Annotated in this window: 18 protein-coding genes; 7 read left to right on the top strand and 11 right to left on the bottom strand. The window is 28.5% G+C overall.

Features of this window, described 5'->3' with window-relative positions; all coding sequences use genetic code 11:
* Nucleotides 1-94 precede the first annotated feature (94 nt).
* Nucleotides 95-1,405 (top strand): NCS2 family permease, encoded by a 1,311-nt coding sequence (locus AMN99_RS03560; RefSeq protein WP_075506462.1) that lies wholly within the window; start codon nt 95-97, stop codon nt 1,403-1,405.
* A 38-nt stretch (nt 1,406-1,443) separates the two neighbouring features.
* On the opposite strand, the gene AMN99_RS03565 is transcribed toward AMN99_RS03560, so the two are convergent.
* Nucleotides 1,444-1,962 carry a phosphoribosyltransferase gene (locus AMN99_RS03565; RefSeq protein WP_425304636.1) on the bottom strand — a complete coding sequence of 173 codons (519 nt, stop codon included), beginning with the start codon at nt 1,960-1,962 and terminating at the stop codon, nt 1,444-1,446.
* Nucleotides 1,963-2,005: 43 nt separating this feature from the next.
* On the opposite strand from AMN99_RS03565, the gene AMN99_RS03570 reads away from it, so the two are divergent.
* Nucleotides 2,006-2,302: a DUF1330 domain-containing protein gene (locus AMN99_RS03570; RefSeq protein WP_075506464.1), complete on the top strand. Its 297-nt coding sequence runs from the start codon at nt 2,006-2,008 to the stop codon at nt 2,300-2,302.
* Here AMN99_RS03570 and AMN99_RS03575 read toward each other — a convergent pair.
* Both AMN99_RS03575 and AMN99_RS03580 read right to left on the bottom strand, forming a co-directional pair.
* Nucleotides 2,289-2,924, bottom strand: a complete 636-nt coding sequence (locus AMN99_RS03575) for a DNA-3-methyladenine glycosylase family protein (protein ID WP_075506465.1) — start codon at nt 2,922-2,924, stop codon at nt 2,289-2,291. The genes AMN99_RS03570 and AMN99_RS03575 overlap by 14 nt on opposite strands.
* Nucleotides 2,917-3,798: a DMT family transporter gene (locus AMN99_RS03580; protein WP_075506466.1), complete on the bottom strand. Its 882-nt coding sequence runs from the start codon at nt 3,796-3,798 to the stop codon at nt 2,917-2,919. Before AMN99_RS03580 ends, AMN99_RS03575 begins: the two co-directional genes overlap by 8 nt.
* 33 nt (nt 3,799-3,831) lie before the next feature.
* Between AMN99_RS03580 and msrA the strand changes: the two genes are divergently transcribed.
* From msrA to AMN99_RS03600, 4 genes are read left to right on the top strand one after another with little or no spacing between them, the layout of a single operon-like run.
* Nucleotides 3,832-4,275, top strand: a complete 444-nt coding sequence (gene msrA, locus AMN99_RS03585; protein ID WP_075506467.1) for a peptide-methionine (S)-S-oxide reductase MsrA — start codon at nt 3,832-3,834, stop codon at nt 4,273-4,275.
* 1 nt (nt 4,276) lies between these two features.
* On the top strand, nt 4,277-5,089 hold the full coding sequence (locus tag AMN99_RS03590; RefSeq protein WP_075506468.1) for a rhodanese-like domain-containing protein: 813 nt from the start codon (nt 4,277-4,279) through the stop codon (nt 5,087-5,089).
* Between the two features lie 3 nt (nt 5,090-5,092).
* Nucleotides 5,093-6,088, top strand: coding sequence for an efflux RND transporter periplasmic adaptor subunit (locus tag AMN99_RS03595; protein ID WP_075506469.1), 996 nt, complete (start codon nt 5,093-5,095; stop codon nt 6,086-6,088).
* A gap of 4 nt (nt 6,089-6,092) precedes the next feature.
* Complete coding sequence (locus AMN99_RS03600) at nt 6,093-9,215, top strand: efflux RND transporter permease subunit (RefSeq protein WP_075506470.1); 3,123 nt, start codon at nt 6,093-6,095, stop codon at nt 9,213-9,215.
* Here AMN99_RS03600 and AMN99_RS03605 read toward each other — a convergent pair.
* Nucleotides 9,212-9,811 carry a transglycosylase SLT domain-containing protein gene (locus AMN99_RS03605; RefSeq protein ID WP_075506471.1) on the bottom strand — a complete coding sequence of 200 codons (600 nt, stop codon included), beginning with the start codon at nt 9,809-9,811 and terminating at the stop codon, nt 9,212-9,214. The two genes, AMN99_RS03600 and AMN99_RS03605, sit on opposite strands and share 4 nt — an antisense overlap.
* Nucleotides 9,798-10,187, bottom strand: coding sequence for a hypothetical protein (locus AMN99_RS03610; RefSeq protein ID WP_075506472.1), 390 nt, complete (start codon nt 10,185-10,187; stop codon nt 9,798-9,800). Before AMN99_RS03610 ends, AMN99_RS03605 begins: the two co-directional genes overlap by 14 nt.
* Before the next feature lie 44 nt (nt 10,188-10,231).
* Here AMN99_RS03610 and AMN99_RS03615 point away from each other — a divergent pair, with 44 nt between their 5' ends.
* Nucleotides 10,232-10,942, top strand: a complete 711-nt coding sequence (locus tag AMN99_RS03615) for a 2,3-bisphosphoglycerate-dependent phosphoglycerate mutase (protein WP_075506473.1) — start codon at nt 10,232-10,234, stop codon at nt 10,940-10,942.
* Here AMN99_RS03615 and AMN99_RS03620 read toward each other — a convergent pair.
* Genes AMN99_RS03620 through AMN99_RS03640 form a run of 6 tightly spaced genes read right to left on the bottom strand, consistent with a single transcriptional unit; the run spans nt 10,920 to nt 16,580 of the window.
* Nucleotides 10,920-11,609, bottom strand: coding sequence for a sugar phosphate nucleotidyltransferase (locus AMN99_RS03620; RefSeq protein ID WP_075506474.1), 690 nt, complete (start codon nt 11,607-11,609; stop codon nt 10,920-10,922). The two genes, AMN99_RS03615 and AMN99_RS03620, sit on opposite strands and share 23 nt — an antisense overlap.
* 3 nt (nt 11,610-11,612) lie before the next feature.
* On the bottom strand, nt 11,613-12,554 hold the full coding sequence (locus AMN99_RS03625) for a phosphotransferase (RefSeq protein ID WP_082255147.1): 942 nt from the start codon (nt 12,552-12,554) through the stop codon (nt 11,613-11,615).
* Nucleotides 12,555-12,566: 12 nt separating this feature from the next.
* On the bottom strand, nt 12,567-13,019 hold the full coding sequence (tsaE, locus tag AMN99_RS05620) for a tRNA (adenosine(37)-N6)-threonylcarbamoyltransferase complex ATPase subunit type 1 TsaE (protein ID WP_082255148.1): 453 nt from the start codon (nt 13,017-13,019) through the stop codon (nt 12,567-12,569).
* Complete coding sequence (ahcY, locus tag AMN99_RS03630) at nt 13,003-14,289, bottom strand: adenosylhomocysteinase (protein WP_075506475.1); 1,287 nt, start codon at nt 14,287-14,289, stop codon at nt 13,003-13,005. Before ahcY ends, tsaE begins: the two co-directional genes overlap by 17 nt.
* Nucleotides 14,290-14,331: 42 nt before the next feature.
* Entirely contained in the window at nt 14,332-15,873 is a 1,542-nt protein-coding gene (locus AMN99_RS03635) for a HAMP domain-containing sensor histidine kinase (protein ID WP_075506476.1), read from the bottom strand.
* The gene (locus tag AMN99_RS03640) at nt 15,873-16,580 is read right to left on the bottom strand and encodes a response regulator transcription factor (protein ID WP_075506477.1); all 708 of its coding nucleotides are present in this window, start codon (nt 16,578-16,580) and stop codon (nt 15,873-15,875) included. Before AMN99_RS03640 ends, AMN99_RS03635 begins: the two co-directional genes overlap by 1 nt.
* Between the last annotated feature and the right edge of the window lie 49 nt (nt 16,581-16,629).

The raw sequence follows: 16,629 nt of genomic DNA on the forward strand, positions 1-16,629 counted from the left end.
ATATAAACTTGTGGGTTGAATTTTGTGAATAAAATGGACTTATTCAAAGTATTATTCAATAGAATCAAATATTTATCTGACATTAGGAGGACAAATGCTTGATAATTATTTTAATTATAAAAAACACAAAACAGATTTTAAAACAGAAGTCATAGCGGGAACAACAACGTTCTTAACGATGGCTTATATAATGTTTTTAAATCCATTTATCTTATCGGGAGAATTCGCCGGACCCGAAAAAGGTTTCTTTGATTTTGGCGCAGTATATACAGCTACTATTTTAGCTACAGCTTTAGCATGTTTTATTATGGCTTTTTATGGAAAAACTTGGCCAATAGGACTTGCACCCGGAATGGGTATTAACGCATTCGTTGCATTTGGTGTATGTGCTGGAATGGGGTACACACCTCAAGAAGCACTTGGTGCTGTATTAGTAGCAGGTGTATTATTCTTAATAATATCTTTAACGCCCATAAGGGCATGGCTAATTAACTCAATTCCAAAAAGTTTAAAATTAGGAATTGGTGCAGGTATAGGGTTATTTTTAGCGATTATCGGATTACAAATTATGGAAGTAGTTGTAGATGATCCTGTTACTTTAGTTAAATTAGGTAATCTTGGAGATCCATTAGTTCTTTTAGGATGTGCAACTTTTATAGCAATCATTGTTTTAGAAAAAATGAATGTAAAAGGAAATATCATTATAGGAATTTTGGTATTTAGTATCATTGCTTGGGCTGCTGGACTTGCTAAATTTAATGGTTTAGCTAGCTCACCTCCTCCAATGACATATCTTTTTGATTTTGATCTGTCTGCCGCAATGACTGCTAGTATGTCTACAGTAATCTTTACTTTATTGTTTATCGACTTCTTTGATACGGCTGGAACTTTAACTTCTGTTGCAAACGTTGCAGGTAAAGTTGGTAAAGATGGAAAAGTTCAAGATATCAATAAAGCAATGTTATCTGACAGTGTTGGAACAGTTGCAGGTGCAATGATGGGGACTACTACTGTAACAAGTTATGTTGAGTCTGGTGCCGGTGTAAAAGCAGGCGGTAAAACAGGAATGACATCTCTTGTAATAGGTATTTTGTTTTTAGCATGTATCTTTTTTGCTCCTTTAGCAACTAGTTTACCTAAACAAATTGATGGTGCAGCTCTACTTTTTGTGTCTGTTCTTTTTGTAAGAAATATTACAGATATTGAGTGGAACGACATTTCTGAGTCTGCTCCTGCGATACTTGCAATGATAGCAATGCCGTTAACATACAGTATTAGTAATGGAATTGCCCTAGCATTTGTTTCTTACGCATTAATTAAAATATTTACTGGAAAGTTTTCAAGCACTTCTCCAGCAATATGGGTAGTTGCAATACTTAGTGTTGTAAGTTTTGCTGTAAGTTAAATAAGATCTTAACAGGGCTAGTAAACTAGCCCTGTTAACTAATTTCTTTTAATTAATTCTTCGATAGATAATTCCTCGTAATGTTCAGTTGGCTGAACAATCCATGGGTCAGAATCTAGTCTTACTGGACAGAAATCTGGTTCGAAAGTTGATGATTTTTTTTTCCAAAGACAAGCAGTTTTAACTTCTTTTATAAAATTTTTTGTTTGAGGATAATTTTTTAACCACTCAATACTTTTATTTAAAGTTAAACCAGTATCAGAAAGATCATCTATCAATAAAACTTTACTAAAATCCTCGTTATTAGCTAATGAGCTTATTTCTCTAGCAAACATAAGTTCACCCTGCTTATCTTCCATTCCTTCGCCTGAATAACTTTGAATAACAATGTAGGCTATTGGTAATTTTAAAATCCTCGATAAGATATCAAGGATCGGTGCAGCACCTCTCATAATACCAATTAAAACTGTAGGTTTGTATTCCTTGTGAATTTGTATTGCCAGTTTCTCAACAATTTTTATATATTCATCAAAAGAGATTATGAGTTTGTCAGCCATGAAGTTTAGTATCATAAGTAAAAAAATTTAAAAAGGAGAAATGATGAAGGTTTACTGGATTGCTTTGTATAAAAAGATAGATAGCCAAGAAAATATTAAAAAATATGGAGCTAAAGTTACAGATATAATCAAAAGTTATGGAGGTGTACCATTAGTAAGAGGAGGAAAATTTAATACTTTAGAGGGAGAAACTTACCCAAGAACAGTAATTTGGGAATTTCCTAGTTATGAAAAAGCTATGGAGTGTCATGACTCTAAAGAATATCAAGAAGGTTGGGCGCTCGCAAAAGATACTACCGAAAGAAACTTACAGATAGTCGAAGCTTTTAATATTGAATAGGCTCAGGATCTATACTTCTCCAAAGATACCATGTGGCTACAGAACAATATGGGGAAAATCTTTTTTGTAATAAGTTTACATAGCTTTCTGGTGGAAGATATTTTTTATTATAATTTTTTGAAATAGCTCTTAAAAGTCCTATATCTTGTACAGGCCATATATCGGGACGATTATAAGTAAATAATAAAATCATTTCAGCTGACCATCTTCCTATTTGTCTAAGTTTAGATAAGTATACAATTGCTTCTTCATCAGACATACCTGGAATAACTTTAGGATTAAATGTTTTATTTAATACTTGTTCTGCTAAACTTTTTATACCCTTAACTTTTTGTCTGCTTAATCCACAGCTCTTTAATTGAGAGCTTGATAATTTATTCACTGTTTTTGCATTAATTTTGTTTTTACACTTTTTTGTAAACTTTAAAAAAACTGAGTTAGCGGCGGCTACACTAATTTGTTGACCAATTATACTTTTACAAAGAGAAAAGAAAACATCTCGCCTTGATGTAAGAACGGTTTCTGATGGTGACTTATATTTTTTAATCAAAGAAGACATAGTTTTATCTTTTTTTGATAAATACTTTTTTGCTTTATTCCAATATAATGGGGTTTTACTCATGACGTGAAACAGATAGTTTTTTTTTCAAATACATTTCTCTTCTAAATATAATTATAGATGAAACAATAACTAATAAAGCACCTAATAAAGTTTTAGAAGTTGGTATTTCATTCCAAATAAAATATCCAAATATTATTGCAAAAACTAATCCAAGATATTTTAAGGGAGAAACCAAACTAACTTCTGAATATTTATAAGATTGTGATAGCCATAAATTTGCAAGACCACCTAATATACCAACCATTGATAGCAAAAATAAATCAAGTAAACTTGGCAAGATCCACCCCTGATAAAACGATAAAAAACTTAGAAGCATTATAGAGAATGAAAAGAAAAAACTAATCAACCAGGCAGGTTCGGTTGATGATAATTTTCTTATAGCAATTGCTACATAGGAAAGACCTAAACAAAAAATAATTGGGTACATATAATACACATTTAAAGCACTAAAACCTGGCTCAGTAATAAATATTATTCCTAAAAATCCAACTAACACTGCCATCCATCTATATAATCCAACTTTTTCATTTAATAAAAAAATTGAAAAAATTGTAATAAAAATCGGTGCGGCAAAGGAAATACTTACAACAGTTGCCAAAGGTAAATTTCGAAGTGCAATAAATATAGAAACTAAAGCTATAAGTCCTGCTAAGCATCTTTTAAAATGAAGCACAGGTCGCGTTGTTTTATAGAAATCAAAATAACGATCTTTAGGGATAAGGAATAAAATTGGGATTATTCCACAAAATCCTCTAAAAAACAAAACTTGCCCAACTGGATAATCATCAGACCATTTAACAATTAAATCCATTAGCGAGAAAGCGCATACAGATATAAACATATAAAAAAAGCCCAATTGATTTTTCGATAACATGTGATTAACTTAGATTAATTAAGGTATTTATCAATGGAAATAGCAATTTTAGGTTTAGGATGTTTTTGGGGACCAGAAATAAAATTCAGCAAACTTGATGGTGTTGCAAAGACAGAAGTGGGATATTGTGGAGGTAACTCTGACAAAACAAATTATAAAGAAGTTTGTTCTGGTACAACCAATCATGCTGAAGTAGTTAAATTAGAATTTGATCCAAATATAATTTCTTATGAAAATATTCTTGAACATTTTTTTAAATTTCATGACCCCACTACCTTAAATTCTCAAGGGCCTGACTTTGGTACTCAGTATAGAAGTGAAATTTTTTATACAAACGATGATCAAAAAAATATTGCTGAAAAGATGGTAGAAAAAGAAAATATTAAACTGTCTGGCAAAGTGGTAACAAAAATTTCATTAACTAAAAACTATTGTACAGCAGAAGAGTATCACCAAAAGTATCTAGAAAAAAGATAGTATGTCATTAGTTGATACAGATTGGCTAGAAAAAAATCTCGACAAAGTGAAGATAATTGATTGTTCTTGGCATATGCCTGCTGAAAATAGAAATGCTCAAGATGAATTTGATAAAGAGCATATCCCAAATGCTATTTTTTTTGATTTAGATAAGAATTCAAAACAAAACACTGACCTTCCTCATATGCTTCCAAGCTTAGAGGTTTGGAACGATTTAATTTCAAACTTAGGAATTTCAAATGATGATCAAATTGTAATTTATGATAATTCAAATGTCATAAGTTCATGCAGAGGCTGGTATAATTTCATTTATTTTGGTCATGATCCAAAATTGGTGAATGTTCTTGATGGTGGTTTTAAAAAATGGAAAAGTGAAAATAAAGAGACCTCAAATATTTCAGCAAATTTTAATAAATCTAATTATAAGGGTAATGAGTTATCTAAACTTGTAAAAAATAAAGTCTTGATTGATAAAAATATTTCTAAAAAAGAATTTAAAATAGTAGATGCGCGAAGTAGAGAAAGATTTGAAGGTAAAGCTCCAGATCCAAGAAAAAATGTAAGAAGTGGTTCTATTCCAAATTCGGTATGTTTACCTTTTGTAGAGGTAATAAATGAAAATAAGACTTTTAAAAATAAAGAGGATTTAAATAAATTATTTCAAGAAATATCAAAAAATTTTGAGGAGAATTTAGTTTTTTCTTGTGGATCTGGTGTTACTGCTTGTGTTTTAGCGCTTGCATATTCTTTAGTTAATACTAAATATCTCCCAACCATTTATGACGGATCTTGGTCAGAATATGGAAGAATTTAAATTATGAAAACATCAACTAAAATCACGAGTATAATCGTCATCTTCTTTTTAATTATTGCCATAGTGATTATTGGCAGAACAATGATTGGAAATCATTTTAAGAAAAAATTTAGTAAAAGACCTCCTCCTGGAATAATAGTAACCACAACACAAGAGAGAACTTTTGAAAATGTTATAAGTACATACGGAACAGCAGCACCAGTTAAAACTCAGTCATTTAAGGTTGAAAAGTATGAGATATTAAAGCCAATAGATTTTAATAAAAAAGTTAAAAAAGGTGATGTTGTTGCTAATCTTAAGAATAGAAAAATTATTGCTCAATTTGATGGGGTTATTGGGAAAAGAGAATTTTCTGAAGATTTAGAGGTATCAAAATCTTCTCTATTAATTAATTTAGAAGATACTAGCTCACTGTATTGCGATGTGGATATACCAGAAATTTTTGTTCCATTTATAAAAGTTGGTTTACCTGTTGATATAAAGTTTTCTGGATATAAAAATAAAATTTATAAAGGTGAAGTTGACTCCTTCGCAAGCAGAATAAGTCAAGACACCAGATCATTAGCTACAAGAATAAAAATGGATAATAAATCTGGAGAAATTTTACCAGGTTCATTTTTAGAAATTTCAATTAAATACAATGTTAGAGATGGTTTAAGTGCACCTGACACAAGCACAATTGTCGAAGGTGAAAATATTTTTATATATAAAGTGGATGAGAAAAATAAAGTAATGAAAACAAATGTAACTGTAGGTGATAGGTATTTAGGATTTGTAGAGATTTTAGATGGATTAAATAAAGGAGATAAAATCGTTGCTGAAGGCACAAAAAAAGTTAGACCAAATTTAACGATCAGACCTATAGAAAAAGGTACAAAGAAAAAACAAGGAAATTCTGGTTGGGGTAAAAAAAAGGGATCTAAAAAAGCTGAGGAAAAAAAAGGTAAATTTGATTGGTTAAAAAATATTTTTAAAAAATCTGAAAAAGAAAAAAAATAATTAAATGTATATAACCGAAGTTAGTATTAAACGACCTGTTGTTGCTTGGGTAATGTCTTTAATTCTAATCATTTTTGGAATATTTGTTTTTGCAGAGCTACCTGTTCGAGAACTTCCAGATGGAATACAGCCTCCAGTAGTCCAAGTTCAAACAGATTATAAGTCAGCATCAGCAGAAATTGTTGATGAAGAAATAACTCAAAAACTTGAAGATGTTATAGGTGGTGCAGAAGGTATTAAAAACATAGACTCTAGTTCTTTGAATGGACGAAGCAGAATTAATATACAATTTAATACAGACATTGATTTAGACGATGCAGCGAATGATATTAGAGAAAGAGTTGCTCGAGTTGTTGACAATTTACCTAGCGAGTCTAATCCACCCCAAATTCTAAAACAAGCAGCAGGTTTCACAACTACAATGTGGGTAGCACTAACATCTCCTACATGGGATGATCTTGATCTTGGAGATTATGCTGAAAGATATCTGATAGATGCTTTTTCAAGTGTTCCAAATGTTGGAAGGATTTTAGTTGGTGGACTAAGAGAGCTTAGTGTAAGAGTTTGGATAGACCCTATTAAATTAGCAGCCAATAACCTTACAATTCAAGAGGTTGAAAGAGCTTTAAGAAATGAAAATCTTAATATTCCTGCTGGTACATTAGAGGCAAATAATAAAGATTTAACTTTAAATATAGATAAGTCTTATTCAAACATAGATACTATAAAGCAACTTCCTCTAAGAAAAAATAAAGACAAAGTAGTAATACTTTCTGATGTTGCAAATATAGAATTTGGACCTGTTTCAGAGAAAACTTTATTCAAAGCACAAAGTAAAAATGCTCTCAACCTAAAAACTGTAGGAATTGGCATATACGCTAAAAGTGGTGCTTCAACAGTAGAGTTATCAAACCAAATTAAAGCCAAAATAAAAGAACTGAATAAGTCACTTCCGGATGGACTAAGTTTGGAGATAGCATTTAACAGAGCAACATATATTGGTGCTGCAATCGAAGAAGTTTATAAAAGTTTAATTATTGCTTTTGTTTTAGTAGTTTTAATTATTTATCTTTTTCTTGGAAATCTTAAAGCGGTAATTGTACCAGCTGTAGCTCTTCCTGTTAGTTTAATTGGTTCATTTCTTGGATTATACATTTTTGATCTCTCAATAAATATTTTTGTATTATTAAGTTTTATTTTAGCAATAGGAATAATTACTGATGACTCTGTAATTATGACAGATGCTATTTATACTAGAATAGAAAATGGTGAAACACCACTAGTTGCTGCTTATAAAGGTTCTAAGCAAATTACTTTTGCTATTATTGCAACTACTTTAATTTTAATTGCAGTGTTCTTGCCCCTTATATTTATTAAAGGAATATCTGGAACTTTATTTAAAGAGACAGCCATAGCGCTATCATTTTCAATTGTAGTATCATCCTTTGTTGCATTAACCCTATCTCCAATGCTTGGAAGTAAGTTTTTAAATAAAAAAGAAAAAGTTAATTTCTTAGTTAAAAAATTTAATAATAAATTTAAATCTTTTACTGGATTTTATATTGATTCACTCAAGTACTGGATAAATAGACAAAAAACTATTTCGATATTTATAATTTTTATCGTTGCAGCATCTGTTTATCTTTTTAATTTTTCAAAAAAAGAATTACTGCCTATGGAGGATAGAGGTTCTTATTTAATAATAGGTTCGACAGATGAAGGTAGTTCATTTGAATATACTCAAGAAAAAGCTCAGATAATTGAAGGAAGAATATTAAGATTATTGCAAGCAGAAAATAGCCCATATGAAAGACTAATCATGAGAGTTCCTGGATTTGGAAGATCAGCAACATCTTATAACACTTTTATAATAATTGCTTTACTTGATGAATGGAAAAATAGAGAAAAAAATAGTCAAACTGTATTAAGAGAAGCTATTGGACAAGTGGTTTCGGTTCCAGAAACTTTTGCATTTCCAATATCTCCACAAGGAATAAGAGTTTCAAACTACAACAAACCAGTACAGATGGTTATTTATGGGACAAGCTATGAAGAATTAGAAGATATTCAAAATAGTGTTCTAAGAGAATTAAGAAAAAATAGAAATATGTTCAGAATTGAAAGTGATTACACAAAAAACAAACCTGAAGTTAAATTAATTACAAACAAAAATAGAGCTAATGACTTAGGTGTATCTACAGAAAATATAGGTAGAACTCTTGAAACACTTTATGGAGGAAAAAGAGTTACTTCATTTAGTAAAGAAGGAAGAGAATACCCAATAATCTTACAACAATATTTAGCTGATAGACGTGATCAAGACGGATTATCAAAAATATTTGTAAGATCAGAAACAACTGGAAAATTAGTTTCAATAGCTAGTCTTGTTGAATTTGAGGAAAAAGGAACTGCTGAGACACTACCAAGATATAATCGACAAAGAGCTGTTACAATTTCAGCTGCACTATCAGAAAATTACACACTAACTGAAGCTGTTAAATATTTAGAAGATGTAATGATAAAAGTTGCACCTCAAAACCAAATTACTTGGAAAGGAAAATCAGAAGAATTGAAAGAAACTACAAATGAAATTTATTTAATTTTTGCTTTAGCTTTGTTAACTGCTTATTTAGTAATGGCAGCAACATTTAACTCTTTTGTACACCCTTTCATAATTATTTTGACAGTTCCTTTGGCTGTGTTTGGTGGTTTGGTATTTATTCTATTTTTAAATAGTTCGGTAAATATATTCTCACAAATTGCCCTGATTATTCTTATTGGTATTTCTACGAAGAATAGTATTTTAATTGTTGATTACGCAAACCAAATAAGAACAACAGGTGTTAAAATTCAAGAAGCAGTGTTGAAAGCCTGTAAGCTAAGAATTAGACCTATTATAATGACATCACTAAGTACTATGATTGCTATGATACCTTTGGTTATCGGAAATATAGGTCCTGGTGCTGGAGAAGGATCAAGATTAGCAGTTGGAGCAACTATTTTAGGTGGAATGATTATATCAACATTCTTTACTCTATATGTAACTCCTACAATGTATTTAGCATTAGCAAAAAATACTAAGCGTATTGATGCAGTAGATATAGAGCTGAAAAAACAATTAAATTAAAAAATAATATACTTACTTGTAGTTAATTTATTTTTACAATCTGATAATTGTTTTTTATAAATATTTGACTGTTTCTCAACTCTTTTAGCTAACTTAATAACCTTGTTATTTTTTTTATAATTCTTGTAATTCCCCCACCCCTCATGATAAGCAACATATTGTCTAAAAGCATCTTTCTTCGAAACTTTTAAAATTTTTTCAGTTTTGTTTGTGTACCAACCAATAAAATCAACGCTGTCCTTAAATCTTGTTCTTGTAGCAAATTTATTACCTGTTTCTTCTTTATATTGTTTCCAAGTGCCTTTAACCGCTTGAGAATATCCAAAAGAACTGGAAGGTCTTTTGTAAGGGATAACTTTAAATATTTTTTGTCTTGGAGGTTTTGCCAACCAATCAAAGCTGGATTCCATCTTAATTATAGCTAGTTGTAAATACACTGGTGTACCCCACTTTGCTTCTGTTTTTTTAGCGTGCTTATACCACAAATATCTTTCATTAAATATTGAGCAACCATCAGATATATTTTTTGGTACCGAAGAACAGCCACTTAAAAATAAAATAAATATAAATATATAAATACCTCTAATATTTTTCATTTTTTTTTAAAAAAAAGCTTATGATTACAACTATAACAACACCAATTAAATTTCCAAATAAATCAGAAAATTGAAAACCTCTTTCCGGAATTACTAAATGTAGAAATTCTAAAATTATAGAAAGTAAAATCAAATAAATACTTATTATTTTAAATTGTTTTATTTTATTAAAAGTAAAAAATCCCAATACAGAAAGTATTAAAAAAGCATACAAATGGTTTGTTGAAATCAAAAAATCTGGGGTAATTTGTGGTTGTTTTAGACAATTATCATATAAAAAACATCCTAAAAAACTTCCAGGAAATAAATACAGAAAAATTATTACGAAGTTAAAAAAATAAAAAATGAACTTATATCTTGAAAATATATTAATCATTGATGTAAAAGTTTTATTATCAAATAAATCTAAAAGATAAACAAATGAGTTATTTAATCTTAGTAAGACACGGTCAAAGTGTTTGGAATCTGGAAAAAAAATTCACTGGTTGGGTAGATGTTGATTTAACAGATAATGGTAAATCAGAAGCAAAAAAAGCGGGTGAATTAATTAATAAAAATAATCTAAAAATAGACCTTTATTTCTCTTCTGTTCAATTAAGAGCCAAAAATACCCTTAAAATTATAAAAAATGAATTAAAGGATGATAAAAATCCTACTCAAGCATGGGAACTAAACGAAAGACATTATGGTGCACTTACTGGTCTTAATAAAGACGAGATGAAGATAAAATTGGGGGAAGATAAGGTACATCAGTTTAGAAGATCTTGGGACTTAAGACCTGATCCTCTAGAAAAACAAAATCCATATCATCCATGTAATATAGAAATTTATAAAAATATTCCTGAAGATAAAATACCTAGTACTGAGTCTTTAAAAGACACTTATGAGAGAGTAATAGATTTTTACAAAAAGAAAATTGAAATCATAAATGATAAAAATATTTTAATATCTGCACATGGAAATTCAATTAGAGCTCTTTGTAAGTACCTATTTAATTTAGATAATAATGTAATTTCAAAATTAGAAATACCAACAGGTAATCCTTTGCTCATTGAGGTAAATGGAGATAGAAAAGTTTTAAGTGCTAAATATTTAGACTCTGATAGAGCTAAAGATCTTTTAGTTTTTTGAAGATTTCCAAGTTAGTTAAATGATAAAAATTTTGTTTGCTTTCATATCCATTTAAATCTTTGGTATCAATCAATTTGTTCCAAATTTTAGAAATTGAAAACTTTTCATTAGTTTCATTTTTAAACAATTTTTTACTTAATATCTGACAGCCGATGTAAATATAATTTTTATCTAATTCCTTAGTAATAATATTATTTTCTAAATTGAAATCGCCCATTAAATTTTTATCAAAACTTAAATTTTTGTTTACTAATAGAAGAATATTTTTTAGTTTTTCACTAAAATAAAACTCTTCCATTTTATTAATTTCATCAAAATACTCTTTTGTCCAAACAGTATCAGGATTAAAAACAATAAAATCATCTTCATTAGAATGCTTGATTAAATTTAAAATACCACCCCCAGTATCTAGAATTTCATTTCCATCCTCTATAATTTCAATATCAATATCAAAATTGTTATCTTTAAAAAATTTTGGAAAATGATCTTTTAAATAAAATGAATTTATTAAAATTTTTTTAATTCCCAAACTTTTAATCAATTGGATACATTTTTCTAACATTGTTACATTATTTAACTCTAATAATGGTTTGGGTGTATCTAATGTTATTGGGTTTAATCTTTTTCCATATCCTGCACATAATATTAAAGCTGTATTTATTTTCATAATTTAATTAATAAATTCTGGAAAATTATTTTTTAATAATAGTTTTAAATCCTTAAAAATCTTATTCTGTTTTAATCTGTAATCTATCATTTCCCATGCATAAGGGATTAATTGAATATATTTTTTTTTATTATCTCTATAAGCAAGCCTTGTGAAAATTCCAATGATTTTTAAATTTCTTAGAACTGATAGTATTTCAAAGTCTTGTTTAAATTTAATTAAATTGATTTTTTTATTGGTTTTTATGTAATAATCAAAAATCTTTTTTTTTAATTTGTTATTAGTTTTTAATCTAACATCATCTATCAATGATGCTAAATCATAAGCTTTATTTCCAATAAGAGCGTCTTGATTGTCAATTAAGCCAATTTGATTTTTAAAATACATTAAATTTGAAACATGAAAATCCCTATGTACAAAAGTAATGTTTTTATTATTAAGTTTAGATAATAATTTATTTATCTCGTTTTTAAATTTTTTTTTGAATAAAGATTTATTTCTATTTAATTTTTTTTCAACATACCAGTCACTAAAAAGTTTTGCTTCATTATATAAAATTTTATTTTTATATAATTCAAGTTTGTAATTTTGATTTAAAAAGTTTTTTATTTTTTTAGTTTTTATACTTTGTAATTTATTCAGTGTGTGAATAATATTTTTAAAAAATAAATACTTATTTCTTTTTTTATTTTTTAAAATTTTAAATAACGAAACATTTCCAAAATCCTGAATTTCAATGAAGTTTTTTTTATAATCATGGCTAATCAGATTTGGTGCAGAAATTCTATTTTTTATTAAAATTTTGTTGACCGCATCATAAATTAATAAATTTTTCTTTTTTTCTTTTTTTGCATAAACAACTATAGAGTTATTTTTTTTACTTCTATAAAAAGTTCTAAATGATGCATCTCCTTTAATTTTTTGCAAATCTTGTGAATTTTTCATTCTATTATGTTCTTAATCGATGCCTGTGATTTCAACACTTCTATTATTTAGCTCATTTTCATATTTAAATCTTAATACAATAACTTTTTCCTGAATATCTTTAACTAACTCTGGCCACTCAATAAAAGTAATTAAATTATCATTTTTTTCAAATATGTTTAGATCATTAGTATCTCTTTTATTTTTAATCCTAAATAAATCGTAATGTTTTATCTTCTTAGAACCTACTTGATATTCATTTAATAAATTGAATGTTGGACTTGAAACTTCTGTAATAGGAAGATCTGAACTTTTTTGAAATTCATTAACCAAATATTTTATAAATGTAGTTTTACCCACACCCATTTCACCGTATAAAAATATAATTTCTCCACCTTGTAAAAAATTTTTAAAACTTTCTGCTAAAACTTTTGTTGTTTCTTCTGAACTTATATCGATCTTGCTATTTTTAATAGCGATAGGCATCTGGTTTGAATGGGCCTTCTGTACCAACACTTATGTAATCTGCTTGTTCTTTTGATAATTTTGTTAATTTAGCCCCAACTTTTTTCAAATGTAATGTTGCTACTTTTTCATCTAAGTGCTTGGGTAAAACATAAACTTTATTTTCATAATTTTTATGGTTATGCCAAAGTTCTATTTGAGCAATTACTTGATTGGTAAAAGATGCGCTCATTACGAAACTTGGATGTCCAGTTGCACAACCTAAATTAACTAATCTTCCCTCGGCTAAAAGGATAATTCTCTTTCCACTTGGTAGTTCGATTTCATGTACTTGGGGCTTAACTTCTGTCCATTTGTAATTTTTCAATGCCTCGACTTGTATTTCATTATCAAAGTGTCCAATATTACATAAGATTGCTCTATCTTTCATATCTCTCATATGATCAGCTGTAACTATATCTTTATTTCCAGTTGCTGTAACAACTATGTCTGCTCTACTAATAGCTTCTTCCATTAAAACTACTTCATAACCTTCCATTGCTGCTTGAAGTGCACAAATAGGATCTGCTTCAGTAACAAGAACTCTAGCACCACTTTGTCTTAAAGATGCGGCACTTCCTTTTCCAACGTCACCAAAACCAGCAACTATTGCAATTTTACCCGACATCATAACATCAGTAGCTCTTCTGATACCATCAACTAAACTTTCTCTACATCCATATAAGTTATCAAATTTAGATTTCGTTACAGAGTCATTAACGTTTATTGCAGGAACTAATAGAGAATTATCTTTCTCCATTTTATTTAATGCTTTAATTCCAGTTGTAGTCTCCTCAGAAACACCTTTTATATCTTTCATCAAATCTTGGTATTCATTATGCATGATGGCAGTTAAATCTCCCCCATCATCTAATAACATGTTGGGTTTCCAATCAGGTTTTCCAACTATTGTTTGTTTAATACACCATAAGTACTCTTCTTCTGTTTCACCTTTCCATGCATAAACAGGAATGCCAGCTTTTGCTATTGCTGCTGCTGCATGGTCTTGTGTAGAAAATATATTACAAGATGACCATCTTACTTCTGCTCCGAGATCTACTAATGTCTCTATTAGCACTGCTGTTTGAATAGTCATATGAAGACATCCAATAATTCTAGCACCTTTTAATGGTTTTTCTTTTGAATACTCTTCTCTTAATGCCATTAAACCAGGCATTTCACTTTCTGCGATAGAAATTTCTTTTCTTCCAAATTCAGCTTGGGAAATATCTTTAACTTTAAAATCATCCATAGCGAGCTTTATACAGTTAAGTTCTATTTTATCAACTAAAGATTATAAACCAGGAAATTGTATTTCTATCGATGCTCCTTGCTTATCTAGCCTATTGGATGCTTCAATTTTTCCATCATGAAGATCAACTAAATTTTTTACAATATTTAAACCTAATCCTGAATGCTCACCAAAATTTTCTGGTCTATTACTGTAAAAACGATTAAAAATTTTTGAAGTATCTTTTTCTTTAAATCCTTGTCCTTCATCTAAAATTTTAACAATAACTTTTTTTTCTAATCCATTTGAAACATTCACGATTACCTCACTACCATCCTCACTAAATGAAATAGAATTATCCAATAAATTAGCAACGATTTGTTCAATCCTATTTTCTATTCCATTAATTAGATACTCTGACTTTCCATCATTTTGATAGTTTATACTTATATTTTTCTTGAATTTATAAATGTTGTTATAATCATCAACAACAGATTGGATAATTGGTTGTATATCTAGTTTTTTCATTTGCTCTCTACTAAGGGCAACTTCATCTTTCAACATTTGTGAATAATCTGTAATTAATCTTTCAATTCTTTGTACGTCATGAGTAAGAATATCTAAAAGCTTAGTTCTTTGATTTATATCTTTTGTATCTTTTAAAATTTCCGATGCACTTTTTAAAGATGCTAGTGGATTTCTTATTTCATGAACTAAATCTGTTGAGAAATTTTCTGCATGAGAAATTCGTTTTTGCAATTCATTAGTCATATCCTCCATTGAATTAGATAATAATCCCAATTCGTCATTTCTATTCTTCAAATTTTCAATTCCTGTTTTGCCAGGGTTTTTTTCTTTTACTTTGATTGTATATCCAACTAGGTTTTGAATTGGTTTAATAAAATATCTGCTAAGTACAAAAGAAAAAATTAAAATTACAAAACCAACTGATATAGCTGTTCTAATTACAAATGCTTTTCTCTCGTCTATAGCTGTCTTAATCTCATTGGCGTTCTCTGAGATAACTATAAAACCTAAATTACTTTCATCGCTTTTTACATTTTTAACTGTTGTAACTTTAAATTGATTTAAGTTATCTTCTGTAAAAGTATAATAATTTCCATAGTTATCTGAATTATTATACCTTTCTAATAAATCTTTAAATGAAGCCTTTGTTTCATTATTTTGAGAAGAATTATTTTCTTTGTTTTCATCTTCATTGACTTCTTCACTCAAACTTTCAAATTCAATTTTATCTAATCGTGTTGAAAAAGATCGTGGATCAAGATCTAAAGTATCAGTATCACCAATTAATTCTAATCTATTATCAAAGAAAATGACTCTATCTAAATTTTGAAAAATAAATCTTGTAGAAAATAAAAATTTTCTAATGTCATTTTCCTGAAATTTTATATTCAATCTTTTAATATTATCAATCGTATTATTAATTATATTAATATGATCTTCAGATTTTTTTTTTAATAAACTTGGTTCAATATTAGTAAGATAAACAAGTGTAAATAAACCAATAATTGTAAATATTACAAAGTTTATAAATAGAAATTTTTTAAGAATAGAAAGAGTCTTTAAGTATTTACTAAACATCAGCTAACATTCCATCTATATCCACTACCATATCTAGTTTCAATAGCTGAAAAATCAGGATCTACTTTTTTGAATTTTTTTCTTATTCTTTTGACGTGACTATCAATAGTTCTATCTTCAATATCTGTATCTTCTCTGTAAGCAATGTCCATTAGTTGGGCTCTTTCTTTAATAATCCCAGGTCTTTTTGCCAATTCTTTAACAATCAAAAATTCAGTAGTTGTTAATTTATCTGGCAATTGTTTGCCATTCCACTCACACTCAAGCTGAGATGGATCAAGTTTTAATCTACCATGTGATATTAAGCTTTTATTTTCCTCTAATGTATTATTTGAGTCTTTTTTTCTTAATTGAACTCTTATTCTTTCAATCAAAACTTTAATTGAAAATCCTCCAGATTTTTTTACAAAATCATCTGCACCTAATTTTAATCCTAGCAACTCATCAATTTCATCATCTTTGGATGTTAAAAATATTACTGGCAGAGAAGTTTTTTTTCTTAATTTCTTAAGTAATTCTTCGCCATCCATTTTTGGCATTTTAATATCAATAACTGCTAAGTCAGGTGGCATTCTAGTAAGCCCAATTAATGCACTCTCTCCATCAATATATGTCTGAACTTTAAAACCCTCTTTTTCTAAAGCAATACTAAGACTAGTTAGTATATTTCTATCATCATCAATTAGAGCTATAGTTTGTTTTTGCATTTATATTTTTATTATAAAAATATTAAATTGTTCTAAATTAGGCAATTGA

The sequence above is a fragment of the Candidatus Pelagibacter communis genome (assembly GCF_001180225.1).
Classification (GTDB): domain Bacteria; phylum Pseudomonadota; class Alphaproteobacteria; order Pelagibacterales; family Pelagibacteraceae; genus Pelagibacter; species Pelagibacter ubique_D.